Below are 26841 nucleotides of genomic sequence, written 5' to 3'. Positions count from 1 at the left end.
GGTATTGATTGGAGTTATAGTTATACTACAAAATATAACGTAGCCAATGCTAACGCCTCTGCGGGCTCTGTGAGTGAAGATGGCAAGACCTTCTCGTGCTGTTATCTCCCGCGCGCCGACGCTGGATGACGTCGCCCGCGCCGCCGGGCTCTCCTCCATGACCGTCAGTCGGGCGCTTAACACGCCGGACCAGGTACGGTCGGAAACCGTGAAAAAGGTGCTCGCCGCCGTCAAAGCGACGGGCTACATTCCCAACGCGTTGGCTGGCGGGCTGGCCTCACGGCGCAGCAAACTGATTGCCGTGCTGGTGCCCCACCTCAACGATCCGCTGTTTGCCGATACGCTTCAGGCAATGGGTGAAACGCTCTCACAGCGCGGTTATCAGATGCTGCTGTGCAGCGCCGGTTACACGCCGCAAACGGAAACCGAGCTGGTGTCGACCCTGATGTCGCGTCGCCCGGACGGCATTGCGCTCACCGGCATCCATCACGCTAATGACCTGAAAAAGATCATCTTCAACGCCAGCGTGCCGGTGGTGGAGACGTGGGATATCACGCCAACGCCCATCGACATGCTGGTCGGCTTCTCCCATGAGAAAGCGGGCCTGGCAACAGCAGAGTATCTGCTCGGCAAAGGCTACCGGCGTCCGGGGCTGGTATGGACGACAGAGAGAACGGCTGCGCAGCGTAAAAACGGGCTGTGCGAAGGGCTGGCGCGTCACGGCATTACCGACGTGCCTTGTGTTGAGTCGCAACTGCCTGCCCGCTTTGCTGATGGCCGCGCCGGGGCGGCGCAACTGCTGGAAACCACAGAGTTAGATGTGATTATCTGCGGCTCCGACACCCTCGCGCAGGGGGCGATTAGCGAGATCCAGGCGCGCGGGCTGCGCGTGCCGCAGGATGTGGCGGTAATGGGCTTTGGCGATCTCGACTTTGCCGCAGCAACTGTGCCCGCCATCACTACGGTTGCTCTTGATCGTTACGCTATCGGCGCGCGGGCGGCGACACTGCTGGCTAATCGCATCGAAGGGCGCAGCGACGGCGAGCAGATTATCGATATTGGCTTTCACCTGACTGAGCGGGAATCGGCGTAAAAAGATGAGAATCAACATTATTGGCACCAGTGGCAGCGGCAAATCGACGCTGGGTAAGCGTCTGGCGCGCCAGCTTAACGTGCCCTATATCGATATGGACACCCTCTACTGGCGGCCCAACTGGCAGGGGACGCCGGACGAAGAGCTCTACGCGAAACTTGAACAGCTCCTGCAACAGCCCGGCTGGGTGCTGGACGGCAACTATAACCGCAGCCGCGACATCAAATGGCGTAACGTCGATCTGATTATCTGGATCGATTACGGCTTCTGGCGCACCCTGCGCCAGGCGGTGCTGCGGGCGATAAAACGCGCGCGGCACAAACAGGAGCTGTGGCCCGGCACCGGCAACTGCGAAAGCTTTCGCCGCTCCTTCCTGAGCCGCGAGTCGATCATTCTCTGGACCATCAAGACCTGGCGCAGCAACCGCGAGCGTTACGCGCGTGATATGGCCGATCCACGCTATCAGCACCTGCGCTTTGTGCGCCTGACCTCGCCACAGAAGGCTGACGAATTTCTCGCCACTCTGACCTAAGCTTAAGCCTCTTGTGACATGCGAGGTAACCCTATGATCACCGTTTATGGCGTACAAGGCTTTGGATCGGCCATCAGCGAAGCGATGCTTACGCTGGCTGATATCCCTTATCAGTTTCACGATGTTAAAGGCTTTGACCAGCCCGGCCCGCAGCAGGAGATGCTGCGCACGCTCAACCCGCTCTGCCAGGTGCCTACGCTGCAACTGGAAGATGGCAGTGTGATGACCGAATCTGCCGCCGTGGCGCTGATGATCCTCGACAGTCATCCTGATTTGGCTCCGCCAGAAGGGACGCCGGCGCGCCAGCAGTTCTGGCGGCTGCTGATATGGCTGGTGGCGAATGTCTACCCGACCTTTACCTATGCCGATTACCCGGAGCGCTGGGTGCCGGACGCGGCGGAGCAGTTGAAAGAGAGCTGCATCGCTTACCGCAAAACCCTCTATCTGTGGCTGGAGAGCCAGTTGCAGGCCGCGCCTTACGCCTTCGGCGAACAGCTTACGCTGCTGGACATCTATCTCTGCGTGATGCGCAGCTGGGGGCCGCGCCAGGCGTGGTTTGCCAGCAACACGCCGAAGATAAATGCTATTGCCGATGCCGTCTGCGCGCTGCCAAAACTCGAGGCGGTGCTGCGGCGTAACGAGATTATCGGCTAGCGCGGGTTGCCCGCTGTGTTATCGTCATTTTTTTATTAAAAAAGGAGCAGACCATGCCGCATATCGATATCAAATGTTTTCCCCGCGATCTGAACGACGAGCAGAAGAGTGCGCTGGCGGCGGATATCACCGAGGTGATTATTCGCCATCTCAACAGCAAAGAGAGCTCCATCAGCGTGGCACTCACCGAGATCGCACCGGAAGAGTGGCAGGTGAACGCCTGGGATAAAGAGATTGCGCCGCAGATGGAGAAGCTGATTAAAAAGCCCGGCTACAGCATGTAACGGCTGACCGGGCAGGCCTTACTGCCCGGCAACCATCCTTTTGCCGCTGGCGACAAAAGTACCGCCGCCGAGATGGTGGATCGTGTTCAGCTGATCATCATCAAACTGCCAGCGCCCCTGCACAAAAGCGCGCTCATCGGCGGCGGCAGAGAGCACTTCGCCAAACAGCGTGTCATATTTCTCCTGCGCGGCGGTCGGCGGCAGCAGGCGACACTCCATCCACGCCAGACACTTCTCTTCCACCACCGGCAGGCCCAGCACCGGCCCGGCAATCGCCGGAATGCCATAACAGTTGAACTTATCCTCATCGCGCCCGGTAATGCTGCCAACGGCGTAGGTCCAGTTGGCGGCGGCGACACAGGGGATGACAATGCCAAACATGCCGCTGCGCTCAATCAGCTCGCGCGACCAGGTGCTTTTATCCACCACGATGGCGATGCGCGGCGGCGAAAACTCGACCGGCATCGACCAGGCGGCGCTCATTACGTTGCGACGGTCGATCTGCTCATCGCGGCTGGTGATCATCACGGTCGGGCCGTGGTTTAACAGGCGGCTGGCGTGCTCTAACGCCACCGGACGAAAATGGCTCATAACCTCTCCTTTAGCAAAATTTCCGCAACTACCCGGCGTGGCGGGCAACCACAATCTGCCCGCGGCCTTGCTCCTTCGCCATATAGAGCGCGAGGTCGGCGGCGCGCACCAGGTTATCAGCCCTGGCGTGGCGTGGCCAGGTGGCGAGACCGATGGAGACCGACACCGGGCCGATATCCTGCGACTCGTAGCGCATCGGGTGTTTAAGTATGGTGTTTAGCAGCCGCTCGGCGATCATTTTCGCTTCCGTTTCGCTCTTACCCGGCAGGATCAGCAAAAACTCCTCGCCGCCGTAGCGGAAGGCGACGCCGCATTCGCCGAGCGTGTCGGTAATAATGCGCGACAGTTCGCGCAACACTTTATCGCCCGCGTCATGCCCGTGCAGATCGTTGAGTTTTTTGAAGTAGTCGACATCCAGCATCAGGCAGCTCAGCAGCGTATTGTCGACCATTGCCTGATCGATCATATTGCGCAGCGTCTCTTCAAGGCTGTGGCGGTTACGCAGGCCGGTCAGGGAGTCATAGTTCGCTTTTTCGGTCAGCGTGTCGCGCAGCATCTGGTTAGCTAGCGCCAGCGCGAGGGTTTCCGCCAGCAGTTCAAGATAGATATAGGGCGGCTCTTTGCCCGGCGTGTAGTTATCAAAGGTCAGCAGGCCGATACTTTTGTTCTGCGCATTCAGCGGCACGCAGATCGCCCGTGCGGCGATCTCGGGCACGATGTGATCGCAGGGCATATCAACGTCACCGTTACCGGGGCTATGCAGCTGGCCGCGCTTCAGCGCCCAGCAGCTGTCCGGCGCGAAAGGGGTATCTTCGCCGGGCGGCAGTGCCCAGCGGGCGACACAATTCATACGATTCGTGTTGTTATCCAGCAGATAGAGCCGCGCGCCCATATCGGGAACGATCTGCGGCGCAAAGCGGCTTACCACCCGCACAATCGCGTGCAATGAATCACACCCCTGCAAACGCTGGGTCATGCGCGCCAGCAGGGTGCGCGTCGCCCATTCGGCATCGCGCTCCAGCTCGAGGCGCTGGCGGGCCAGCCCGTTCTCGCGAAAAATGCGGATTGCCTGCGCCATATCGCCAATCTCATCGACCTGCGCCAGCACCGGCGCTTCGACGTTGTAATCCTGCGTCGCCAGCCGGTTCACCACGTCGCTCAGCGTTACCACCGGGCGCAGGATGCGGTGTTTGATAATAAAACCGAGCACAAACAGAAACAGCAGGGCGGTCAGGCCGACCATGATCTCAGAGAGGGTGCGCAGGCGCAGGGAGAGGTCGGTGGCGTTCGCAATAGCGCTTTGCGTGCGCTGATCGATCAGGCTACGAAAGTGGGAAAAGCGGTATTCGGTTTCCGCGAGGCGATCCTCATAGCTGGCGCTAAAGAGCAGGTTCATCGCCTCATCAATTTTTCCCGTCTCAACGTCGCTGATGGCGATCCGCTGCTCATCTTCCAGCTGATCGAGGGTCGTAAGACCATCACGGAGAATAAGCAACTCCTCATCGGAGGCACCGTTATCGCGCAGCGCGGCGAGATGATTCTCCAGATCGATATCCTGCTCTGCGCGGGTCTTCCAGCTCTGAATGGCTTCAGGCTGCTTTTTTATCACCGCTTCGCGCGCCAGCTCGCTTAACGCCCACGCCTCTTTTTCCAGCGCATCGGTGAGGGTGTCGAAAAGACGGCTTTGCGTCACCGCCTCGCGCTCATTACGTTCCGCGCTGGAAGCCAGAAATAGCGCGACGCCGGAGCTGAGCGTTAACACCACCGTGGCGATATAGGCAAAATTGGTTATCGTGGCGATCCGCACGGGCATCCCTTTTTGGTTAAGAACAGCGTTCTTTTCAGTGTAGACATTGCTTAAAAATCAAGGTGCCATATCCGTGTCATTTCAGCGTCACACTCCCTGCCTATAGTCAGCCGCAATCAAATCCCAAAGAGGATAACAAGATGTTTGCTCCCCTGACTTCTGCTCAGGTGGATGCGCCCTGCGGATGCAGACCGCGGGTTTCGCACGGCTTCCTGAAACAGGAGGGCGTCGATGAGCGCATTCACTGACATCCGGCTGCAAGGCGTTTCCTACGCTTTCGGCGCGCACACCGTTCTCAATCGCATCGACTTAGCCATCCCCGCGGGCACCATCGTCGCGCTGCTCGGCCCCTCCGGCTGCGGCAAAAGCACGCTGCTGCGCCTGCTGGCGGGGCTGGCGCAGCCGGCCGCTGGCGACATCTGGTTTGGCGATCGCTGCGTGGCAAAAGCGGGCTGGTCTTTACCGCCCGAAACGCGCGACATTGGCATGGTGTTCCAGGATTACGCGCTGTGGCCGCACATGAGCGTGGCACAAAACGTCGCCTTTCCGCTGAAGATGCGCGCTGTGCCGCGCGGCGAGCGTGATGCACGCGTGGTGCAGGCGCTGACGCGCGTCGGGCTGGCGGATTTCGCCGATCGCAAACCCTCCGGGCTCTCTGGCGGCCAGCAGCAGCGCGTCGCACTGGCGCGGGCGATTGTCGCCGAGCCGGGCGTGCTGCTGTTTGATGAGCCGCTCTCCAATCTCGATACCGCGCTGCGCGAAGCGTTGTGCCATGAGATGGCGCGCCTGTTGCGCCAGCTTGGCACCACCGCCGTCTATGTCACCCACGATCGCCGTGAAGCAGAGCTGCTCGCCGACCGCATTGTTCATCTCGCCTCCGGCGAGGTGGAGTCTGTTCGCACCGTTACGTCAACCTCAGGGGAATCTGCATGAAAGGCTTACTGTCCGTGAAAAAAGGAGTCGCCCTCGCTATGGCGCTGTCATCGATGATCATCTCCAGCGCGCATGCGCTGACGGTTTACACCGCCGGGCCGGGATCGCTGGCGAAAAACCTCGCCAGTGGCTTCGAGCAGCAGAGCGGGGTAAAAGTGAATATCTTCCAGGCCACCACTGGCAAAGTGATGGCGCGTCTGGAGGCGGAGCAGGCCAACCCGCAGGCGGATATTTTGATCTCCGCCTCGTGGGAGACGGCAGAAGATCTGCATAAACGCGGCTGGCTGCTGCCGTTTACCAGCGCTAATGCCGAAAAAGTGCCGCAGACGCTGAAAAGTGCGGACTATGTGGCGCAGGGCATTTCGGCGCTCGGCATTGTCTGGAACAGCAAAAGCGGCACCCCGGAGCCGAAAGAGTGGCGCGATCTGACCGCGCCTGCGTTTAAAGATAAGGTCACAACACCAGACCCGGCGCTCTCCGGCGCATCACTCGATTTGCTGATCGGGCTGCAAAATGGCATGGGCGATAACGCCTGGCAGCTTTTTGACGATCTGAAAAAGAACGGCATGGTGGTGAGCGGCCCGAACGCGCAGGCGGTGACGCCGGTGATGCAGGGGGCGAAAGCGGCAGTCTTCGGCGCGGTCGATTACGTCACTTATGGCAATATCGCGCAGGGCGAATCGCTGAAGGTCATTTTCCCGGCCAGCGGCACGGTGATTGCGCCGCGCCCGATGATGATCCTCAAATCGACCCAGCATGAGCAGGAGGCGAAAGCCTTTATCGACTATGTGCTGTCGCCGGAAGGGCAGAAAATGGTCGCCGACGCCTGGCTGATGCCTGCCCGTACCGATGTTGCCGCCAAACGTCCACTGTTAAGCGAGCTGAAACTGCTGCCGACCCAGAGCGACACCGGCAGCGAGCGCGGCGAGATCCTCAAGCGCTTCAACACGCTGTTTGCCCAGTAAAACCCACTGCGGGGGCACCCCCGCTTTCAGGATCCCTTGCCGTGAATCAGACCGTTATCGCCCGGATAACCACGGCGCTGCTGGTGATACTGGTGGCGCTGCCGTTACTCTTTATTGTGTTACAGGCACTCTTTCCCCACTTCAGCGCAGGCTCGCTGAGCGACCCCTTTTCGGCGATCCCGCACCTGCTCGCCGAGCCGCAGCTGCCGGCAATGTTCAGCGGCACGCTGCAAATCGCCCTTGGTGTGGCGCTGCTCAGCGCGGTGATTGGCCTGCCGCTCGGCGTCGCGCGCGGGCTGTTCGATCTGCCGTGCCCGAAGCTGTGGGATCTGCTGTTTCTGATCCCGTTTCTGACGCCGCCTTACATTGCCGCGCTCTCGTGGATGCTGGTGCTGCAAACCCAGGGCTACCTGATGCAGCTCACCGGGCTGGATCTCAATAATCTGCTGTTCAGCAAAAGCGGCATTGTGCTGGTGATGACGCTCAATATCTTCCCGGTGGTCTATTTTGCCGTCTCGCGCAGCCTGCTTGCCAGCGGGCAGCGGCTGGCGCTGGTAGCGCGGGTACATGGCGCAACGCCGTGGCGGGCGTTTTACCACATCACTTTGCCGCTGCTGTCACCCGCCCTGGCGGCGGGGATGCTGCTGGCCTTCACGCTGGCGATTGAGGAGTATGGCGTGCCGGCGGCGCTGGGCACCCGCTCCGGGGTAGTGATGCTGACGGTCGGTATTGAGGAGAAGCTCGCCGACTGGCCGATCGATCTGCCCGGCGCTTCGCTGCTGTCGCTGGTGCTGATTGCGGTTGCGCTCGGCGGCTGGGCGCTGCAACGCAAACTGACCGGCGGCACCGATGTCACCAGCGTCTCCGGCAAACCCGCCGCGCATGTTGGCGCAAAACTGGGACTGTTTACCGCACCAGTGGTGGCGGTGATGGCGATGATCGGTTTTATCGCGGTGGTGCTGCCGGGGCTGTCGATGGCGGTGACCGGCTTTAGCGCGACGCTCTCTGGCGGGCTGGCGTGGAACAATCTCACCGGCGCTCACTTTGCGGCACTCTTTGCCCAGCGCGGTGATGCACTGCCTGCGCTCGGCACCAGTGTTTCCCTCGCGTTTGCGGCGGCGCTGGTGACCGGCCTGCTCGGGTTATGCGCCGCCTGGCTGGTGGTAATGCAGAAGATAAAAGGGCGTGCGCTTATCGATGCGCTATCGCTTATGCCCGCTGCGCTGCCGGGCGTGGTGGTCGGGGTCGGGTTGATCCTGCTGTGGAACCGCGCGTTCTGGCCGGTTTCGCCCTATAACACGTGGGCGATTTTGCTGCTCTCTTACTGTTGTCTGTTGCTTCCGTGGCCGGTGCGCTACATCGGCAGCGCCATGCGCCAGCTCGGCGGCAATCTTGAACCGGCGGCGCGGGTGCATGGTGCCAGCGCGTTTCAGGCGCTGCGCTTTATTGTGCTGCCGCTGATTTCCCCGGCAATGCTCGCATCGATGTTGATGGTCTTCGCCATTGCTTCGCGCGAACTGGTTACCTCGCTGCTGCTGTCGCCTGCGGGCACGCAAACCGTGGCGGTCTTTATCTGGCGGCAGTTTGAGCAGGGCTCGGTGGGTCAGGGGATGGCGATGGCGACGCTGACGCTGATTACCGGGCTGGGCTTGATGCTGACGGCGCTGGCCATCATGCAGCGCAGCACAAAGGGATAACGTGAAGGCACGAAAACGCCAGTGGCGGGGCAAATATGGGTTATAACCAAAGGACATCACACGCAAGGAGCCTGTATGACCCCGTTTTTAAGCGCTTATCTGGATCGCATCGACTGGCATCACACGCTGGATGCCACCCTTGAAACCTTACGCGCCGTGCATCTGCACCATAACGCCGCGATCCCGTTCGAAAACATCGACGTGGTGTTGCCGCGTGAAATCGATCTCAGCGATGAGGCGATTTTCGCCAAGCTGGTCGTGGGCCGGCGCGGCGGCTACTGTTTTGAGCAGAACGGCCTTTTTGAGCGCGCGCTGCGCGAGATGGGGTTTGAGGTGCGCAGCCTGCTGGGGCGCGTGCTGCTCGCTAACCCGGATCAGATGCCGCCGCGCACCCATCGCCTGCTGCTGGTGCAGCTCAACGGGGAGCCGTGGATCGCCGATGTCGGCTTCGGTGGTCAGAGCCTGACGGCGCCAATCCGCCTGCAGGAGGAGATTGAGCAGGCGACGCCGCACGGTCTCTATCGCTTGTTGCGCGCGGGTGAAAACTGGCAGCTACAGTTCCGCCATCATGAGCACTGGCAGACGATGTATCAGTTTGAGATGGAGGAGCAGTACCAGGCGGATTACGTGCTCGGCAACTTCCACTCCGCGCACTGGCCGACCTCCCATTTTCGCCACCATCTGTTGATGTGCCGCCATCTGCCGGACGGCGGCAAAATGACCCTCACCAACTTCCACTTCACCCACTGGCAGCAGGGCAAAGTGGTGGAGGAGACGCATCTGCCCGACGTTGCCGCGCTGTATGAGACGCTACAGCAGCGCTTCGGGCTGGGGGTGAGCGATGCGCAGTCGGGCTTTACTCTGCAACAGCTGCAAACCGTGATGGACGGCTTTGATCTGCACAGCGGCAAGCGCTAGCAGAGCTCTTTCTCAATCATCCGTGCCAGATGGCGTTTGAAGGCTGATTCATCGACATCTGGCATGCCGAGGATGCAAATCCCGTCCATGCCGCAGACCATCGCAATCAGCCGCCAGGCGATATCCGCCGCCGGATCATGCAGGGTAAATTCGCCCGCCGCCACACCCTGTTCGATAAGCCTGACAACTTTGACGTGCCACATCTCCATCGTCAGCAGATAAGCGCCTTTGATTTCCGGATCTTTACTCGCCAGCAGCAGCGCTTCGCGCCACAGATGAATATAGGGCTCCAGACCGCCTTCATCGCTGCCGAGCATGGCAAACAGCTGCTCGCGCCACGGTGCGGTTTCCGGAACCAGCTCAACCTCCAGCAGTTCATCGATCAGCCGAATAAAGGCCTGCGATTTGAGTTCGTTCGACGAGATGAAATGGTGGTGTACCTGGCCCGTTGCCACCCCGGCTTCGCTGGCGATGCGGCGAACCGTCATGGCGGAAAAGCCCTCCGCCAGCGCGACACGCATGGCGGCCTGCAGAATCACTTCCCGGCGATCGTCCCGATTTAAATAGCTCATGAAATATTTTCCCCTTAAAACGTGCCGCGGAGTGTAACAAAAAGCTGGACATGTGTTCAACAATCCGTAGGATCGCATTTCTGGACGGGCGTCCAGAACGGATAAAAGAGGAAGAAGTTATGTTTCGTCAGTGGTTAACGTTGGTCATCATTGTGCTGGTTTATATTCCGGTGGCGATTGATGCGACGGTGCTGCATGTTGCCGCGCCGACGCTCAGCACCGCGCTGGATGCCAGCGGGAATGAACTGCTCTGGATCATCGATATCTATTCGCTGGTGATGGCAGGGATGGTGCTGCCGATGGGCGCATTGGGCGACAAAATCGGCTTTAAGCGCCTGCTGCTGATCGGCAGCGGTTTGTTCGGCGGCGCGTCGCTGCTGGCGGCATTTGCCCCTACCGCAGGCTGGCTGATTGCCACCCGTGCGCTGCTCGCTGTCGGCGCGGCGATGATTGTGCCCGCGACGCTTGCCGGGATCCGCACCACCTTTTCTCAGGCGCACCATCGCAACACCGCGCTCGGCGTCTGGGCGGCGATTGGCTCCGGCGGCGCGGCATTTGGCCCGTTGATTGGCGGTATGCTGCTTGAGCACTTTTACTGGGGCTCGGTATTTCTCATCAACGTGCCGATTGTGCTGGTGGTGATGGCGCTTACCGCCCGGTATGTCCCGCGCCAGCAGGGGCGTGCCGATCAGCCGCTGCATCTTAACCAGGCGCTGGCGCTGATTGCCGCCATCCTGTTGCTGGTGTGGAGTGCGAAAACCGCCATGAAGGGCACGCTGCCGCTGTGGCTGGTAACCAGCACGCTGCTGATTGGTGGCCTGTTACTGACCGGTTTTGTGCGCATCCAGCTGGCGGCGAGCCGGCCGATGATCGACATGCGGCTCTTTACGCACCGCGTGATCCTCAGCGGCGCGCTGATGGCAATTATGGCCATGGTGACGCTGGTGGGCTTCGAACTGCTGATGGCGCAGGAACTGCAATTTGTGCATGGCTTTACGCCTTTCGCCGCCGGGGTCTTTATGCTGCCGGTGATGATTGCCAGCGGTTTTAGTGGCCCGATTGCCGGGGTGCTGGTCTCAAAACTGGGGCTGCGTTACGTGGCGGCAGGCGGGATGGCGCTCAGCGCAATCAGCTTCTTTGGGCTGTCGCTGACCAACTTCTCGACCCAGCCAGTGCAGGCAGCAGTGCTGATGGCGCTGCTCGGCTTTAGCGCCGCCAGCGCGCTGCTCGCCTCGACGGCGGCCATTATGGCCGCTGCGCCGAAGGAGAAAGCGGCGGCGGCAGGGGCGATTGAAACCATGTCCTATGAGCTGGGCGCGGGTCTGGGGATTGCGGTCTTCGGCCTGATTTTAAGCCGCACATTCTCCGCAACCATCAACCTGCCACAGCAGCTGAGTGCCGAGGCGGCGGCACAGGCGTCATCATCCATCGGTGAAGCGTTCCGGCTGGCGCGGGAGTCCGATCCGGCGCTGGCTGAGGGGATTATTGCCGCCGCGAAGACGGCCTTTACCCACTCACACAGCGTTGCGCTCAGCACCGCCAGCATGCTGTTAGTGGTACTGGCAATAGGGATGTGGTTTAGCCTCGCACGCGTTGAGAAAAGCTGATCCCATCATCGCAACAGGGCGTTCTGCCAGCCGTAAAAGCGCGGGGCGCCCATCCCCCTTGTTCCCAATAGATTCACCTTTCTGTAACTGACACCTGACGCAGATTGCGAAACCGCTGCCGTCTTCAGAACGACCGCATCTCCCCTACCTCTTAGGAGGCACTAAAACGCAACGGCAGCGACTATTAGGTGTCACGCGCCAGGCGTTATTGATTTACCGCAATTAATTCATCTCGTGAAATGTTTAGTTTCCCCGCCGCAAGCGAAGATTGATTATTGAGGAAAGCAATGAACGTCAACCGCAGACAGTTTTTCCGTATCTGCGCGGGCGGGATGGCAGGAACCACGGTCGCTGCTTTAGGGTTCGCCCCGAAGATGGCGCTGGCTCAGACGCGAAATTATAAATTACTGCGCGCAAAAGAGACTCGAAACTCCTGTACGTACTGTTCCGTGGGTTGCGGGCTATTAATGTATAGCCTCGGCGATGGCGCAAAGAACGCCAGAGAAGCGATTTACCATATCGAAGGGGACCCGGATCATCCGGTCAGCCGGGGCGCGCTCTGCCCGAAAGGCGCGGGGCTGCTCGATTATGTCCACAGTGAAAACCGCCTGCGTTACCCCGAATACCGTGCGCCGGGCTCGGATAAATGGCAGCGCATCAGCTGGGATGAAGCGTTTAACCGTATCGCCCGCCTGATGAAAGCAGATCGCGATGCGCACTTTGTCGAAACCAACGACGCCGGGGTGAAGGTTAACCGCTGGCTCTCCACCGGTATGCTGTGCGCCTCGGCGGCAAGCAATGAAACGGGCATGCTGACGCAAAAATTTGTGCGCTCTCTCGGCATGCTGGCGGTAGATAACCAGGCGCGCGTCTGACACGGACCAACGGTAGCAAGTCTTGCTCCAACATTTGGTCGCGGTGCGATGACCAACCACTGGGTTGATATCAAAAACGCCAACGTGGTGATGGTAATGGGCGGCAACGCCGCTGAAGCCCACCCGGTCGGTTTCCGCTGGGCGATGGAAGCCAAAAACAACAATGACGCGACGCTTATCGTTGTCGACCCGCGCTTTACGCGCACGGCGTCGGTGGCGGATATCTATGCGCCGATCCGCTCCGGGACGGATATCACCTTCCTCTCCGGCGTGCTGCGCTATCTGATCGAAAACAACAAGATCAATGCGGAATACGTCAGGCATTACACCAACGCCAGCCTGCTGGTGCGGGATGACTTTGCCTTCGAAGAGGGCTTGTTCAGTGGCTACGATGCTGAAAAACGGCAGTACGACAAAACGACGTGGAACTATCAGTTTGATGACAGCGGCTATGCGAAACGCGATGAGACGCTGACCCATCCGCGCTGTGTCTGGAACCTGCTCAAACAGCATGTCGATCGCTACACCCCGGAAACGGTGGAGAATATCTGCGGTACGCCAAAAGCGGACTTCCTGAAAGTGTGCGAGGTGCTCGCCTCGACCAGCGCCGTAGACAGAACCACGACGTTCCTCTACGCGCTGGGCTGGACGCAACATACTGTCGGTGCGCAGAACATCCGCACCATGGCGATGATCCAGCTGCTGCTCGGCAATATGGGCATGGCCGGCGGCGGGGTTAACGCCCTGCGCGGTCACTCCAATATTCAGGGGCTGACGGATCTGGGGCTGCTTTCGACCAGCCTGCCGGGTTACCTGACGCTGCCGTCGGAAAAACAGACCGATCTGCAACAGTACCTGGCGGCGAACACGCCGAAAGCGATGTTGCCCGATCAGGTGAACTACTGGAGCAACTATCCGAAGTTCTTCGTTAGCCTGATGAAATCGTTCTATGGCGATGCGGCGCAAAAAGAGAACGACTGGGGCTTCGACTGGCTGCCGAAGTGGGATCAATCCTACGACGTCATCAAATATTTCAACATGATGGCGAAGGGTGAAGTGACCGGCTACATCTGCCAGGGCTTTAACCCGGTAGCCTCGTTCCCGGATAAGAATAAGGTGGTCAGCACCCTCAGCAAGCTGAAGTACATGGTGGTGATCGATCCGCTGGTCACCGAGACCTCCAGCTTCTGGCAGAACCACGGCGAGATGAACGACGTTGACCCGTCGGCCATTGCGACGGAAGTGTTCCGTCTGCCCTCCACCTGTTTTGCCGAGGAGGATGGTTCGATTGCCAACTCCGGGCGCTGGCTGCAGTGGCACTGGAAAGGGCAGGATGCACCGGGCGAAGCGCTCAACGATGGCGAGATCCTGGCGGGCATTTACCACCGGATGCGCGAAATGTACCGCAAGGAAGGCGGTAAAGGCGCGGAGCCGCTGCTGAATATGTCCTGGCACTACAGCCAGCCGCATAACCCGCACTCCGAAGAGGTGGCAAAAGAGAACAACGGCTACGCGCTGGAAGATCTCTATGACCCCAACGGTCAACTTCTGGCGAAGAGAGGCCAGTTGCTGAACAGCTTTGCGCTGCTGCGTGATGATGGCTCCACCGCCTCCTCGTGCTGGATCTATGCGGGCAGCTGGACTGAGCAGGGCAACCAGATGGCAAACCGGGACAACGCCGATCCATCGGGGCTGGGCAATACGCTCGGCTGGGCCTGGGCGTGGCCGATGAACCGCCGGGTGCTCTACAACCGCGCGTCGGCAGATTTTATGGGCAAACCCTGGGATGCGAAACGGATGCTGATCCAGTGGAACGGTGCGAAGTGGGTCGGGAATGACATTCCGGACTACAACACCGCGCCGCCGGGAAGCAATACCGGGCCGTTTATCATGCAGCAAGAAGGGATGGGGCGTCTGTTTGCGCTCAATAAACTTGCCGAAGGGCCGTTCCCGGAGCACTACGAACCGGTGGAGACGCCGCTCGGCACCAACCCGCTGCACCCGAACGTGATCTCCAGCCCGGTGGTGCGTATTTACGCAGAGGATGTGAAGCGTATGGGGAAAAAAGAGCACTTCCCTTATGTTGGCACTACCTATCGTCTGACGGAGCACTTCCACACCTGGACCAAGCACGCGCGGCTTAACGCCATTGCCCAGCCGGAGCAGTTTGTTGAAATCAGCGAAACGCTGGCCGCAGCAAAAGGCATCCGCAATGGCGATCGCGTTAAGGTCAGCAGCCAGCGCGGTTTCATTCGCGCGGTGGCGGTGGTAACGCGACGTCTGCAAACCCTGCAGGTGCATGGTCAGCAGGTTGAAACCGTGGGCATTCCGCTGCACTGGGGCTTTGAAGGCGTAGCGCAGAAGGGGTATATCGCCAACACCCTGACGCCTAACGTCGGCGATGCGAACTCGCAAACGCCGGAATATAAAGCGTTTTTGGTCAATATCGAGAAGGCGTAAGGGCGCGACATTATGGCTATGGAAACTCAGGACATTATTAAACGCTCTGCGACCAACCCCGTCACGCCGCCGCCAAAGGCGCGTGACTATAAAGCGGAGGTTGCCAAACTCATTGATGTCTCCACCTGTGTGGGCTGCAAAGCCTGCCAGGTGGCCTGCTCGGAGTGGAACGATATTCGCGACGAGGTAGGGCACTGCGTCGGGGTCTATGACAACCCCGCCGATCTCAGCGCCAAATCCTGGACGGTGATGCGCTTTAGCGAAACCGAGCAGAACGGCAAGCTGGAGTGGCTGATCCGCAAAGATGGCTGCATGCACTGCGCGGAGCCGGGCTGCCTGAAGGCGTGCCCCTCTGCTGGCGCAATCATTCAGTACGCGAACGGTATCGTCGACTTCCAGCAGGAGAACTGCATCGGCTGCGGCTACTGCATCGCCGGGTGTCCATTTAATGTCCCGCGCCTCAGTAAAGAGGATAACCGGGTCTATAAATGTACGCTCTGCATCGATCGCGTCAGCGTCGGCCAGGAGCCCGCCTGCGTGAAGACCTGCCCGACTGGCGCTATTCATTTCGGCACCAAAAGGGAGATGCTGGAGCTTGGCGAGCAGCGCATTGAGAAGCTGAAAGCGCGCGGTTACAGCAATGCGGGTATCTACAATCCGCAGGGCGTAGGCGGCACCCATGTGATGTATGTGCTGCATCATGCCGATAAGCCAGCGCTCTATCACGAGCTGCCCAACGATCCGCATATCGACACGGCGGTTGGGCTGTGGAAAGGGGTATTGAAACCGCTGTCGGCGGCCGGCTTCCTTGCCACGTTCGCCGGGCTGATTTACCACTACATTGGCATCGGCCCCAATAAAGAGGTGGATGACGAAGAGGACGATCATCATGAGTAAGTCGAAAATGATTGTGCGGACGAAATTTATCGACCGCGCCTGCCACTGGACGGTGGTGATCTGCTTCTTCTTGGTGGCGCTCTCCGGCATCTCCTTCTTCTTTCCGACGCTGCAGTGGCTGACGGAGACCTTCGGCACACCACAGATGGGGCGCATTTTGCATCCTTTCTTCGGTGTGGTGATCTTCCTGGCGCTGATGTTTATGTTCGTGCGCTTCGTGCATCACAACATCCCGGACAAGAAGGACTGGCCGTGGGTGAAAAATATCGTTGAGGTACTGAAAGGCAACGAGCACAAAGTGGCGAAGGTCGGCAAGTATAATGCCGGGCAGAAGATGATGTTCTGGACCATTATGAGCATGATGACCGTGCTGCTGGTGACCGGGGTGGTGATCTGGCGCCCGTACTTTGCCCACTACTTTCCGATTCAGGTCATTCGTTACAGTCTGCTGCTGCATGCGACCTCGGCGATTATTTTGATCCACGCCATCCTGATCCATATGTATATGGCTTTCTGGGTCAAAGGTTCGATCAAGGGCATGATCGAGGGCAAAGTGAGCCGCCGCTGGGCGATGAAGCACCATCCGCGCTGGTATCGCGACGTCGAACGTCTCGAAGCGAAAAAAGAGAGTACGGAAGGCATTAAGTAATTCGCTAACCGCTCCGGCATCCCGTCCGGAGCGGTTTTTTAGCTGTACCTGATTACGCTGTATTCCGTCGTTGCCGCGTGTCTCAACGCAACGTAATCTTCGCTTTTCCCCATCCATTTCCATCATCTCCTCCCTGGTTCTGTGCAGCGAAAATTAGCAATCCGCCATCATGCAAACAACGTCCTTTCATCAGGCTTATGCAGAAATTGCGAGGTTGCTTCCTGCATAAAGCAACGCCATGCAAACGGTGAAAATCTTTGCGAGGCATCTTCCAGGATCCTGCATTTCCTTTGGTTCTCCTGGTGACGGCGCGCGGCGTTATGACGATGATGGCGCCCGGCGAAGAGCGTGCCGGGCGCTTTTTGTTATGGGTTTGACGCTGCGCTGCGCAAGGCCAGTTTCCTCTGCAATAGCGGCACCAGCAGAGGAAAGAGAAGGGCGCTGAGAGCGCAAATTATCAGTAATGGTTTAAGGGCGTCGAGGGTCAGCGCCCTGGCGGAGAGCAGCCACGAAGAGAGTGAAAATGCGGCGGTGGTGGCGAGGTGCATCAGCGCCGTTTGCAAAGAGCCAAATCCCGCGCGTTGCGCATTATCCGGGAACTGCAGGGTGAGCACCGATGAGGAGACCAGGCGGCTATAGGACCCTGAGAGAAACAGCAGCATAAAAAGCCAGGCATTAGAGCAGTGCAGCGCGGGGATCAGCAGGCTGGCAACGAACAGGGCGCTGGAGGTCAGCGCCAGCGCCTGGGCGGTATAGCGTTGCGTCAGCAGGCCGGTAAACCGGGTCGCGAGATACCCGGCGATGCCACCGGCAAAAAAGAGCCAGGCAAGCTCCGTGACCGTTGCGCCAAGCAGCTGCAACAGCGGCACCAGTACAGGAATGAGCAGCATTGGGCTGAACTGTACCAGCGCATTGCCGGAGGCGAAGAGCAGCGTCTGCGCATCAAGGGTGATCTTCTGCCGTGGGCCTGATCTGCCCTGCTGGGCGGGAATGACGCACACAATCAGCACCAGCGCCACAAGGCAGCAGGCGCTGATTGAGAGCAGTGAGGTTTTCCACCCCCAGCGGGAGCAGATAAACAGCACCGCTGGCATGCCGACAATGCTGATCATGGAAAACGCGGCGATCACCGTCGACACCATCTTGCCGCGTAGCTGCGCTGGTGCGGCGTTGATCAGCAGGCTGGTCGCCACCCCCATGGTCGTGCCGCCGACCAGCCCGGCAAAAAAGCGCAGCGCCAGCAGCACGCCAAAGTGGGTGGTGAGTGTCGTCAGAAGAGTCAATATGCACAGCAGCGCCATATTGCCGATTAAAAAGCGCTGCTGATTGATTGCGCCGATGAAGTAGAACGCGATCGCTCCGGAGAACATCGCGGCGAACGTGTAGGCAGCAGAGACATAGCCGGAGAAGGCGAGCGGCACTGCAAAGGACGGGGCCATAAAGGCGAATATTGGATTGAAGGCCATATATTCCAGCGCGTTAGCGAACTGGATAAAGGAGACAACGATGGCCATGCTGGTAAGCGTCCGGGAGGCGTTTTGTTGTGACATAAGCAACGAGTAAACCTGTAAAAAAGAGGAACAGGTACTCTAATACCTGGCAGTTTTGAGAATAAGACGGTAAAAGTGACCGTCATTGTTATCAAAAATGGGATAAACATGCGGACAGGGCTGGATTTTACCGCGTTGAAGATCTTCTGTGCGGTGGTGGATAAAGGAAGTTTTGTGGCGGCGGCGAAGGCGCTGACCATGCCGACATCGAACGTCAGCCGCACGGTTGCCCGGCTTGAAGAGATGCTCAACGTGCAGCTTATTGAGCGCACAACCCGTCACCGGAAACTGACGCCGTCCGGGCAGCTTCTCTATACGCGCTCAAAGCCGCTGCTTGAGTCGCTGGAGCAGACGGAGGCGGAGTTGATGTCGCGGCAGGTGCAGCTAAAAGGGCCGCTACGCATTTGCATTCCGAGCGAGATGGGGCCGGCGCTGCTCGGCGATCTGCTGGCGGATTTCGCCTGCCGTTACCCGGAACTGGAGATCAGTTGCATAACCAATCTGTCCGGCTTCGAATCCCTGCGCGAAGAGGTGGATCTCGCCGTTATCGTTACCCGTGGCGATCTGGATGACAGCGATTACATCGCCCGTCCCCTGGCGACCTTTCCCTGCACCATTGTGGCTGCGCCTGCGTTAATTGAACGCTACGGCCTGCCGGTTTCTATCCGCCAGTTTGAGGCTTTACCTTGTATTACCACCGTCAGCGCGCTGAACGGCGCGGCCTGGCAATTTGTCGATGCCGCGGGTAAGCATGAGGTGGTCAACGTGAAAGGGCATTACCGCGTCAACAGCGGTGAGATGGCTTTCAAAGCTGCGCTGGCGGGCGTGGGGTTTGCCATCCTGTCAAAACAGGCCTGCCAGCAGCCGATTAATGAGGGGCGTCTGGTAGAGATCGTCTTCCCGCAGGCGGCAGCGCCGCTGCGTCTGGTTGCCATCTACTCCAGCCGCCGCTATCTGCCGGTGAAAACGCGGGCGTTGATTGATTTTTTGCAGCAGGGGCTGCAAAGCCCCGCAGATTAAGCAGGGGCAGAAAAACTGTATTCATGGATTAAAACGTCAGCGGACGGGTTTCAACTGGTCTGCCTTACGCGAATGGTCAATAATGCCCGTCGCAAACTTTTAACAAGTGGTTAGTGGTATGAAAAAAACGGTTTTTTCGTTGGCACTTGCGACCTTTGGTCTTGGGATGGCTGAGTTCGGTATCATGGGCGTGTTGACCGAGCTTGCGAATAACGTCGGGATCTCGATTCCGTCGGCGGGGCATATGATCTCCGCCTATGCGGCGGGTGTGGTGATTGGCGCGCCGATCATGGCGATGTTCTCCAACCGCTTCTCGCTGAAAAATGTGCTGCTCTTTCTGGTGGCGCTCTGCTTTGTCGGCAATACGATTTTCACCTTCTCCAGCGCATATCCGATGCTGGTGATTGGTCGGCTGATCTCTGGCTTTCCACACGGCGCTATCTTTGGCGTCGGTGCCATTATCCTCTCGAAAATCGCGCCGCCGGGCAAAGTGACGATGGCGGTGGCCGGGATGATCGCCGGGATGACCGTCGCTAACCTGATCGGTATTCCACTCGGTACGTGGATCGGCCATCTCTTTAGCTGGCGCTACACCTTTGTGCTGATCTCGCTCTTCTTTGTACTGGTGATGGTGTCGGTCATTTTCTGGGTGCCGAGCCTGTATGACACTGCGCCGACCCGCCTGAGCGAGCAGTTTCACTTTCTGAAGAAACCGGAGCCGTGGCTGATCTTCGCCGCCACCATGTTCGGCAATGCCGGGGTGTTTGCCTGGTTCAGTTACGTGAAACCCTTTATGGTGAGCGTCTCCGGCTTTTCACAAAATGCCATGACGCTGATTATGATGCTGATGGGGCTGGGAATGGTGCTGGGGAACATGTTCAGCGGCAGAGTGTCGGCGCGATTCAGTCCGATACGCATTGCGGCAGCGACCGAACTGGTGATCATGCTGGCGATGGTAGCGCTATTTTTCCTCGGCGAAAGCAAAGCAGGCGCGCTCTCATTGGGCTTCATCTGCTGTGCCGGGCTGTTTGCGCTCTCTGCGCCGCTGCAAATCATGCTGCTGCAAAATGCGAAGGGTGGCGAAATGCTGGGTGCCGCAGGTGGGCAGATGGCGTTTAATTTCGGTAACGCGGTAGGGGCATGGTTTGGCGGGCTGATTATTGCTTTTGGCTTTAGCTATAACTATCTGGCGCTGCCAGCGGCGGTGCTGACCTTCGCCGCGCTTACCTCGCTGCTGATTTATAACCGTCGCATCACCAGACACCAGGCAGAAGTGGTGACAGTGTAACGCAACGCCGGATGGCGGCTTCGCCTTATCCGGCCTGCGGGTGCTGGTTTGAATGGGTGAGGCTCGGTGATGAAATGCCGGATGGCGGCTTTGCCTTATCCGGCCTGCGGGTGCCGGTTTGGGTGGACGAGGCGCGGTGATGAAACGCCGGATGGCGGCTTTGTCTTTTCCGGCCTACGGGCGCCGGTTTGGGTGGACGAGGCTCGGTGATGAAATGCCGGATGGCGGCTCCGCCTTATCCGGCCTACGGGTGCTGGTTTGAATGGGTGAGGCTCGGTGATAAAACGCCGGATGGCGGCTTTCCCTTATCCGGCCTACGGGTTCTGGTTTGGGTGGACGAGGCTCGGTGATGAAATGCCGGATGGCGGCTTTGCCTTTTCCGGCCTGCGGGTGCCGGTTTGGGTGGACGGGGCTCGGTGATGAAATGCCGGATGGCGGCTTTGCCTTTTCCGGCCTACGGGTGCCGGTTTGGGTGGACGGGGCTCGGTGATGAAATGCCGGATGGCGGCTTCGCCTTATCCGGCCTACGGGTGCCGGTTTGACTGGACGAGGCTCGGTGATGAAATGCCGGATGGCGGCTTCGCCTTATCCGGCCTACGGGTGCCGGTTTGACTGGACGAGGCTCGGTGATGAAATGCCGGATGGCGGCTTCGCCTTATCCGGCCTGCGGGTGCCGGTTTGACTGGGCGAGGCGCGGTGATGAAACGCCGGATGGCGGCTTTGTCTTTTCCGGCCTACGGGTGCTGGTTTGGGTGGACGAGGCGCGGTGATGAAATACCGGATGACGGCTTTGTCTTTTCCGGCCTGCGGGTGCTGGTTTGACTGGGCGAGGCTCGGTGATGAAATGCCGGATATCGGCTTCGCCTTATCCGGCCTACGGGAGATAAAAGGTTGCGGGGTTTCGTAGGTCGGATAAGCGCAGCGCCATCCGACACGAGGCTACGTCAGGAACGGTTCTACGGCAGGAACGGTTCGCCCAGGGTTAACATCAGCCGGTTGGCCCAGGCAAAAAAGGCGGCGGACTGAATAAGATCCAGCTGCTCAAGCGTATCCAGCCCCTCGCTTTCAAGGCGCGATATATGGTCTATGGTCAGCGCTGGCGGGGACACGGAGAGTGCGGCGGCGGCGTCAATTTCCGCCTGCCAGCGTGCTGATTGCCCCTCATGCAACGCGCCGCCTGGCGCCACCGCCAGCAACGTCTCTACGGCGTTATCCGCCTTTGATAACTGGCTGGTTTTGCGTGCGTGTACCGAGGCGCAGTAGATACAGCCATTCACCTTACTTGCGACCGTCGCGGCCAGTTCGCGCTCGGCACGCGGTAGCCCACCGGGCGTATAAAAGATCCCTTTATCCGTCAGCGTGCGCTGCTCAAGCACCGGCAGGTTGCGTCCCAGCAGACGAAAATAGTCAGAATTGCTGTGGCCAAACCTGGCGAGAACGGCCTGCTCATCCACACTGAACTCTTCCAGCGGTTTTGCGGCGATCCACGGCTCCCAGCCCAACTCCTGCTGCGTGAAACGCACCGGCGCTGCTTTGCCGCTTCGCGTTTGCGCGGTTGTATGCCAACTGCCTGCGACAACAGGGGCGTCATGATGCAATACCGGCTTGCCATTCAGGAGACGCAGCCCGGCAAGCAGGCGGCTCTGAAAACTGACAAAGGCGATTAGCTGCGCCAGCGTAACAATATTTTCCGCGCTCCAGCCCGCGGCCTGCAGGCTGTTTAGCGTCTCCGGCGTCGCTTTAACCGGCGAGAAGGTTAGCAGGCGCGCAAACTCAATCGCGGGTGCCAGCTGTGCTGACGTCGGATCGGTCAGACCCTGGCCCGCATAGTGCGCGGCAAGATCGTCCGCGTTATGCCATTTCGCCACCTTGGCCGCCACGCTAAAGCGCGCCTCGGCAGAGAAGGTTTCATCATGGGTAGTAAAAAGTGCGTCGTAGCTGCCTTGCGCATGTCGCGTTGCTGCCTCGCGGGTCTGGCGAGCGGCGGCGAGGGCAGATGACGGGGCGATCCCGGCAAGATCGGCGAGAATGTCGTGACGTAAGCTCATGGTGACTCCTTATAAAATATGCGGCGCAATATGCCCGGCAATCAGTTCAATAGAACGCAGCGTGTCCGGATGGGAAGGCTCCACCGAGTGCACCTGGAAAGAGATATCCGTGGCACGAAGCAGCACGGAATCCTGCCGGAGCGAGGCGAGAACGGTCTGCGGATTGCCAATATGCGCGTCGAACTGCTGGATATAATCGGTGACGTTGTCACCGATAAGGGCATGACCTGCGGCGCGATGCTGCTCTGCCTGGCGGGTCAAACCCGGCGTGGCGACCTGAAGCGCATACGCGGTGGTATCAGCGACAAACGCGGTGCGGGAGGCGAGAATGCGCGGCGCAACGCCAGTTGGCAGGGCATCGAGATAGGCATCGACTATCGGATTCTGGATCTCATCCAGCCTTAAGCCGGGTTTATCAGCAGGGCGCGGCTGGGTGCGCGAGAGCATCAAACCGTGCCCGGCCCGTGCGGCACGCACCGCGCCCTCAATGGAAAAGGTCGCGATCCAGACCCGCTCCGTCAGCTGCGGTGCTGGCGGGTAAAGATGATTATCCGGATGGGCGAGCGAATCGCCGCGCCAGGCGCTCTGAATCAGATGCAGTGACTCCTCAAATACCGCGGCACGTTGATCAATCGTCAGGCCAAATGGCAGAAACGATGTCGGCGTGCCGCCGGAACCAAAGCCGACTTCCAGCCGCCCGTCCGCCAGCAAGTCCAGTACCGCCGCGTCCTCCGCCACGCGCAGCGGATTTTCCAGCGGCAGGGTGATGATCGCCGTACCGAGGCGAATGGTCTGCGTATGCGCCGCCGCATGGGCGAGGAAAAGCAGCGGCGAGGGTAATCCACCCTCATGCTCATGAAAGTGGTGCTGGGCGATCCACGCACTGTCAAAGCCGTGACGCTCAGCGTGGCGGATCTGCTCTGTCGCCAGGCGATAGCGTTCTTTGGGCGGCGCGTTATCCAGTAGACGGGTGAAAAAGCCCAGGCGTTTTCGCGTCATGCGAACTCCTCCGTAGCGGGTTGAAAATGGGGAATAGCGTCAATAAGCTCGCGGGTGTAAGCATCCTGCGGCGCGGCGAACAGCGCCTCGACGCTGCCGTGCTCAACCACCCGGCCGTTGCGCAGTACCGTGACGCTGTGCCCGATACGCCGTACCGTCGCCAGGTCATGGGTGATAAACAGATAGGTCAGCCCCAGTTGCTGCTGGAGTTGCTGAAGCAGGGCGAGGATCTGCGCCTGCACCGTCACATCCAGCGCGGAGGTGGCTTCATCCAGCACCAGAATGGAGGGCTCCAGAATCAAGGCGCGTGCAATCGCCACACGCTGGCGCTGCCCGCCAGAGAGTTCACGGGCGCGGCGGCTCAGAAGTTCAACGGGTAAGGCAACCCGACCGGCGACCGCCTCGACCCGCGTTCTGCGCGTCGCTTTATCCACTGGCGTGAAATTTTTCAGCGGCTCTTCGATGATTTCAAACAGCGTCTGGCGTGGATCGAGCGAGGCGAAGGGGTTCTGATAAACGAACTGGATCTCGCGTCGCAGCTGGCGTCGCGCCTCGCGGTTCAGGTGCGTCACGTCACTGCCGTTAATTACCACCGTTCCGCTGTCCGCCTGCTCGAAACCAAGCAGAATACGCGCCAGGGTGGTTTTACCGGAGCCAGATTCGCCCACCAGCGCGTGGGTGCTGCCGCGGCGCACCTCAAAACTTACCGCCTCCAGCGCCTGCAAAGTATGGCCTTTGCCCAGCGAAAACTGTTTTTCGATCCCCTGCAGGCGAATCGCCGGGGGGGCGAGAGGGTCGCCGGACACCGGGGCGATGGTCAGCGCCTCGCCGCGTACATCGCTGAGCAACTGTCGCGTATAAGGGTGGCGCGGTGCGCGAAGGATAACGCTGGTATCCCCGTGCTCCTGGATCTCACCATTGCGAAACACCAGCAGCCGGTCGGCGCGTTCGGCGGCCAGTGCCAGGTCATGGGTGACAAACAGCACCGCAGTGCCCGATTCGCGCCGCAGCGTGTCCAGCAGATCGAGGATCCGTTTTTGTACCGTGACGTCGAGGGCGCTGGTCGGCTCATCGGCAATAATCACTTCCGGTTGCAGCGCAATGGCGATGGCAATCAATACGCGCTGCTTCATACCGCCGGAGAGCTGATGCGGATATTGCGCCATGCGCTGCTCCGGGTGACTCAACCCCACTTTTTGCAACAGCGAGAGCACCTGCGCGTTGCGTTCGGCAGCGCTCAGTTGGCGGTGCAGGCGCAGCACTTCGCTGACCTGCTCGCCAATGGTTTTTACCGGATTGAGGGCGTTACCCGGATCCTGCGGCACCAGGCTTATGCGCGCGCCGCGCAGGCTGTCGAGACGCTTCGCCGACCAGTGACTGATGGTTTCGCCATTGAGCACGATCTCGCCCCGATCGCGGCGAGCATTCTCCGCCAGCAGGCCAATGATCGCCTGCGCGGTGGTGGTTTTCCCCGAGCCGGATTCACCGACAAATGCCAGCATCTCGCCGCGCTTCAGGCTGAAGCTGACGTTATGTACCACTTCGCGCCACGCCTGCCCGGTGCGGTAACTGAGGGTCAGATTTTCTACGGACAGAAGTGTCATGCGTGGCCTCCACTGAGTTGACGACTGATGCGGTTGACGGCCAGCACCACCATAATCACCACCAGCCCCGGGAAGGTCGTCAGCCACCAGGCGGTAGATAAGTAGTTGCGCCCTTCGGCGATAAGCAATCCCCACTCCGGTACCGGCGGCGGGGTACCGTAACCCAGAAAGCTGAGGGTCGAGAGCGCCAGGATGGCCTGACCAAACTGCAGGGTGGCAAAGGCCACCACGGCGGTAAGCGAATTGGGCAAAATATGCCGCCACACCACTGTCCAGAAGGTGCCACCGCTGCCCCAGGCCGCTTCGACATAATCGGTGTGGCGAACGCGCACCACTTCGCCGCGTGCGAGCCGTGCGAAGCTGGCAACAGAGGCGACGCCGACGGCGATGGCCGCATTCACCGTCCCGAAGCCCAGCAAAATGATCACCGTCAGGGATAAGAGCAGGGACGGGATGGCGAGCAGCACATCCACCAGACGCATCAGGATCGACTCCACCCGACCGGCAAACGCGCCGGCCAGCACACCGATCAGCGTGCCCACTACCAGCCCCATGGTGACGGCGGCCAGCGCGGCGGAGAGCGAATGCCTGGCACCATAAACAATCCGGGCGTAGAGATCGCGGCCCAGCTGATCGGTGCCGAGCCAGTGCCCGGCCTGCGGCGCAAGCCGCTGCGCACCGGCGACGCCTTCTTCCGGGTTCCAGCCGGTGAACAGCGCAGGGAAAAAGGCGGCCAGCAGCGCCGCAATGAGAACCAGCCACGCGAGCCATAAGCCCGGTTGCCAGCGCAACGGGCTGCGTAGCGGTGTGCGTTTTTGGGCCGCCGCCGCATAATCAACCAGACTCATGACGCGCCTCCGGTGACCGTTTGCAACCGCGGGTCAAACCACGGCATCAGTAAATCCACCAACAGATTGATCAGCACAAAGCCGAGTGCGGAGATCATCACTACCGCCTGTAGCACCGCAATATCCTGATTATTGACCGCCTGCTGCGTAAGCTGGCCCAGCCCGGCACGACCAAACACGGTTTCGGTGATCAACGCGCCAGCAATCAGTTCGCCGAGCAGCAAACCGGCGATATTGAGCACCGGCAGCAGGGCGTTGCCCAGCACATGCCGCCATAACACGCCGGTTTCGCTCATCCCTTTTGCCCGCGCCACGCCGACAAAGGGCTGAACCGACACCTGATCGATGCTGCGCATCAGGATTTGCGCCAGCGGGGCGGAGATCGGGATCGCCACGGTGATAATTGGCAAGATCAGCCCCTGCAAAGGCGACGGGTTAATCACCGGAATCAGCCGCAGCTGGAAGGAGAAGAGCTGAATAAGTGCGATGCCGAGCCAGAACGTTGGCAGCGAGATAAAGAGCACCGGCAGGGACTGGAACACGTTGCTCAGCCAGCGCAGCGCCGGTAAGCGCGAGGCGACCGCCAGCGTAAAAGCCAGCACCGCCGCCAGTAAGAAGGCGGGCAGCGCCAGCGTCAGGGTGTCGGGCAGGTTACTGGCGATCAGTTCGCTCACCGGCACCCCGGCCTGTACGGAGTAACCAACATCGCCGCGCAGCATGGCAAACAGCGTGTGGAAATATTGCTGCCACAGCGGGCTATCCGCGCCGTAAGCAACCCGCATCTCCTCGATTTGCGCCGGGCTGAGGCCCAGATCCGGGTTCTGAAATTTAATCAGTACCGCATCGCCGGGCAGCACCTGGAGCAGAAAAAAGGAGAGGGTAAAGGCGGCCCATAACACCAGCAGTCCTTGCCCGACGCGTCGCAGCAGATAGTGGCTCATCGCGATCCC

The 26841-nt window shown here is 59.8% G+C and carries 23 protein-coding genes; 14 read left to right on the top strand and 9 right to left on the bottom strand.

The genetic code is table 11. The features are described from left to right. The first annotated feature begins 79 nt into the window (after nt 1-79). From ABIC80_RS06250 to pptA, 4 genes are read left to right on the top strand one after another with little or no spacing between them, the layout of a single operon-like run. The gene (locus ABIC80_RS06250; protein ID WP_429176072.1) at nt 80-1093 is read left to right on the top strand and encodes a LacI family DNA-binding transcriptional regulator; all 1014 of its coding nucleotides are present in this window, start codon (nt 80-82) and stop codon (nt 1091-1093) included. Between the two features lie 4 nt (nt 1094-1097). Beyond that, nucleotides 1098-1625: a shikimate kinase gene (locus tag ABIC80_RS06245; protein ID WP_094419840.1), complete on the top strand. Its 528-nt coding sequence runs from the start codon at nt 1098-1100 to the stop codon at nt 1623-1625. A 33-nt stretch (nt 1626-1658) separates the two neighbouring features. Then, nucleotides 1659-2279: a glutathione S-transferase family protein gene (locus ABIC80_RS06240; protein WP_429176069.1), complete on the top strand. Its 621-nt coding sequence runs from the start codon at nt 1659-1661 to the stop codon at nt 2277-2279. 53 nt (nt 2280-2332) lie between these two features. Beyond that, nucleotides 2333-2563, top strand: a complete 231-nt coding sequence (pptA, locus tag ABIC80_RS06235) for a tautomerase PptA (protein ID WP_023478779.1) — start codon at nt 2333-2335, stop codon at nt 2561-2563. An 18-nt stretch (nt 2564-2581) separates the two neighbouring features. On the opposite strand, the gene ABIC80_RS06230 is transcribed toward pptA, so the two are convergent. Together ABIC80_RS06230 and ABIC80_RS06225 are read right to left on the bottom strand one after the other, a co-directional pair. Further along, nucleotides 2582-3154 (bottom strand): flavin reductase family protein, encoded by a 573-nt coding sequence (locus ABIC80_RS06230; protein ID WP_429176066.1) that lies wholly within the window; start codon nt 3152-3154, stop codon nt 2582-2584. Between the two features lie 28 nt (nt 3155-3182). Continuing rightward, the gene (locus ABIC80_RS06225) at nt 3183-4961 is read right to left on the bottom strand and encodes a diguanylate cyclase (RefSeq protein WP_429176063.1); all 1779 of its coding nucleotides are present in this window, start codon (nt 4959-4961) and stop codon (nt 3183-3185) included. Nucleotides 4962-5192: 231 nt separating this feature from the next. Here ABIC80_RS06225 and ABIC80_RS06220 point away from each other — a divergent pair, with 231 nt between their 5' ends. The 4 genes from ABIC80_RS06220 (at nt 5193) to ABIC80_RS06205 (ending at nt 9474) form a co-directional block, all read left to right on the top strand. Beyond that, nucleotides 5193-5894 (top strand): ABC transporter ATP-binding protein, encoded by a 702-nt coding sequence (locus ABIC80_RS06220; protein WP_429176061.1) that lies wholly within the window; start codon nt 5193-5195, stop codon nt 5892-5894. Continuing rightward, nucleotides 5891-6859 (top strand): ABC transporter substrate-binding protein, encoded by a 969-nt coding sequence (locus tag ABIC80_RS06215; RefSeq protein WP_312605749.1) that lies wholly within the window; start codon nt 5891-5893, stop codon nt 6857-6859. The genes ABIC80_RS06220 and ABIC80_RS06215 overlap by 4 nt, the downstream gene beginning before the upstream one ends. Before the next feature lie 41 nt (nt 6860-6900). Then, entirely contained in the window at nt 6901-8556 is a 1656-nt protein-coding gene (locus ABIC80_RS06210) for an ABC transporter permease (protein WP_429176058.1), read from the top strand. 75 nt (nt 8557-8631) lie between these two features. After that, complete coding sequence (locus ABIC80_RS06205) at nt 8632-9474, top strand: arylamine N-acetyltransferase (protein ID WP_429176057.1); 843 nt, start codon at nt 8632-8634, stop codon at nt 9472-9474. On the opposite strand, the gene ABIC80_RS06200 is transcribed toward ABIC80_RS06205, so the two are convergent. Beyond that, nucleotides 9471-10046 carry a TetR family transcriptional regulator gene (locus ABIC80_RS06200; RefSeq protein WP_054803976.1) on the bottom strand — a complete coding sequence of 192 codons (576 nt, stop codon included), beginning with the start codon at nt 10044-10046 and terminating at the stop codon, nt 9471-9473. The genes ABIC80_RS06205 and ABIC80_RS06200 overlap by 4 nt on opposite strands. 119 nt (nt 10047-10165) lie before the next feature. Here ABIC80_RS06200 and ABIC80_RS06195 point away from each other — a divergent pair, with 119 nt between their 5' ends. From ABIC80_RS06195 to fdnI, 4 genes are all read left to right on the top strand, one after another. Then, a complete protein-coding gene (locus ABIC80_RS06195) occupies nt 10166-11653 on the top strand; it encodes a SmvA family efflux MFS transporter (protein ID WP_094419849.1) in 1488 nt (495 codons plus the stop codon). Nucleotides 11654-11940: 287 nt separating this feature from the next. Beyond that, nucleotides 11941-14988, top strand: a complete 3048-nt coding sequence (gene fdnG / locus ABIC80_RS06190; RefSeq protein ID WP_413310860.1) for a formate dehydrogenase-N subunit alpha — start codon at nt 11941-11943, stop codon at nt 14986-14988. 12 nt (nt 14989-15000) lie between these two features. Further along, nucleotides 15001-15885 carry a formate dehydrogenase subunit beta gene (gene fdxH, locus ABIC80_RS06185; protein WP_312606579.1) on the top strand — a complete coding sequence of 295 codons (885 nt, stop codon included), beginning with the start codon at nt 15001-15003 and terminating at the stop codon, nt 15883-15885. Further along, nucleotides 15878-16534, top strand: a complete 657-nt coding sequence (gene fdnI, locus ABIC80_RS06180) for a formate dehydrogenase-N subunit gamma (RefSeq protein ID WP_094419853.1) — start codon at nt 15878-15880, stop codon at nt 16532-16534. Before fdxH ends, fdnI begins: the two co-directional genes overlap by 8 nt. A gap of 365 nt (nt 16535-16899) precedes the next feature. Here the strand turns inward: fdnI and ABIC80_RS06175 are convergent, their stop codons facing one another. Continuing rightward, nucleotides 16900-18084, bottom strand: coding sequence for an MFS transporter (locus ABIC80_RS06175; RefSeq protein WP_429176055.1), 1185 nt, complete (start codon nt 18082-18084; stop codon nt 16900-16902). Between the two features lie 108 nt (nt 18085-18192). Here ABIC80_RS06175 and ABIC80_RS06170 point away from each other — a divergent pair, with 108 nt between their 5' ends. Further along, nucleotides 18193-19104 (top strand): LysR family transcriptional regulator, encoded by a 912-nt coding sequence (locus ABIC80_RS06170; RefSeq protein WP_429176054.1) that lies wholly within the window; start codon nt 18193-18195, stop codon nt 19102-19104. A gap of 118 nt (nt 19105-19222) precedes the next feature. After that, entirely contained in the window at nt 19223-20392 is a 1170-nt protein-coding gene (gene araJ, locus ABIC80_RS06165) for an MFS transporter AraJ (protein ID WP_429176052.1), read from the top strand. A 956-nt stretch (nt 20393-21348) separates the two neighbouring features. Here araJ and ABIC80_RS06160 read toward each other — a convergent pair. Genes ABIC80_RS06160 through ABIC80_RS06140 form a run of 5 tightly spaced genes read right to left on the bottom strand, consistent with a single transcriptional unit; the run spans nt 21349 to nt 26832 of the window. Then, nucleotides 21349-22440 (bottom strand): alkylhydroperoxidase domain protein, encoded by a 1092-nt coding sequence (locus ABIC80_RS06160; protein ID WP_429176050.1) that lies wholly within the window; start codon nt 22438-22440, stop codon nt 21349-21351. A gap of 9 nt (nt 22441-22449) precedes the next feature. Further along, entirely contained in the window at nt 22450-23439 is a 990-nt protein-coding gene (locus ABIC80_RS06155) for a putative FMN-dependent luciferase-like monooxygenase (protein ID WP_429176047.1), read from the bottom strand. Next, nucleotides 23436-25043, bottom strand: a complete 1608-nt coding sequence (locus ABIC80_RS06150) for a dipeptide ABC transporter ATP-binding protein (protein WP_429176046.1) — start codon at nt 25041-25043, stop codon at nt 23436-23438. The genes ABIC80_RS06155 and ABIC80_RS06150 overlap by 4 nt, the downstream gene beginning before the upstream one ends. Continuing rightward, complete coding sequence (locus tag ABIC80_RS06145) at nt 25040-25891, bottom strand: ABC transporter permease (protein ID WP_054803971.1); 852 nt, start codon at nt 25889-25891, stop codon at nt 25040-25042. Before ABIC80_RS06145 ends, ABIC80_RS06150 begins: the two co-directional genes overlap by 4 nt. Beyond that, entirely contained in the window at nt 25888-26832 is a 945-nt protein-coding gene (locus ABIC80_RS06140; RefSeq protein ID WP_023478638.1) for an ABC transporter permease, read from the bottom strand. Before ABIC80_RS06140 ends, ABIC80_RS06145 begins: the two co-directional genes overlap by 4 nt. Nucleotides 26833-26841: the final 9 nt, after the last annotated feature.

It is taken from the genome of Kosakonia sp. 1610 (assembly GCF_050435845.1).
Lineage (GTDB): Bacteria > Pseudomonadota > Gammaproteobacteria > Enterobacterales > Enterobacteriaceae > Kosakonia > Kosakonia cowanii.
This window is presented reverse-complemented; position numbering and strand designations above follow the sequence as displayed.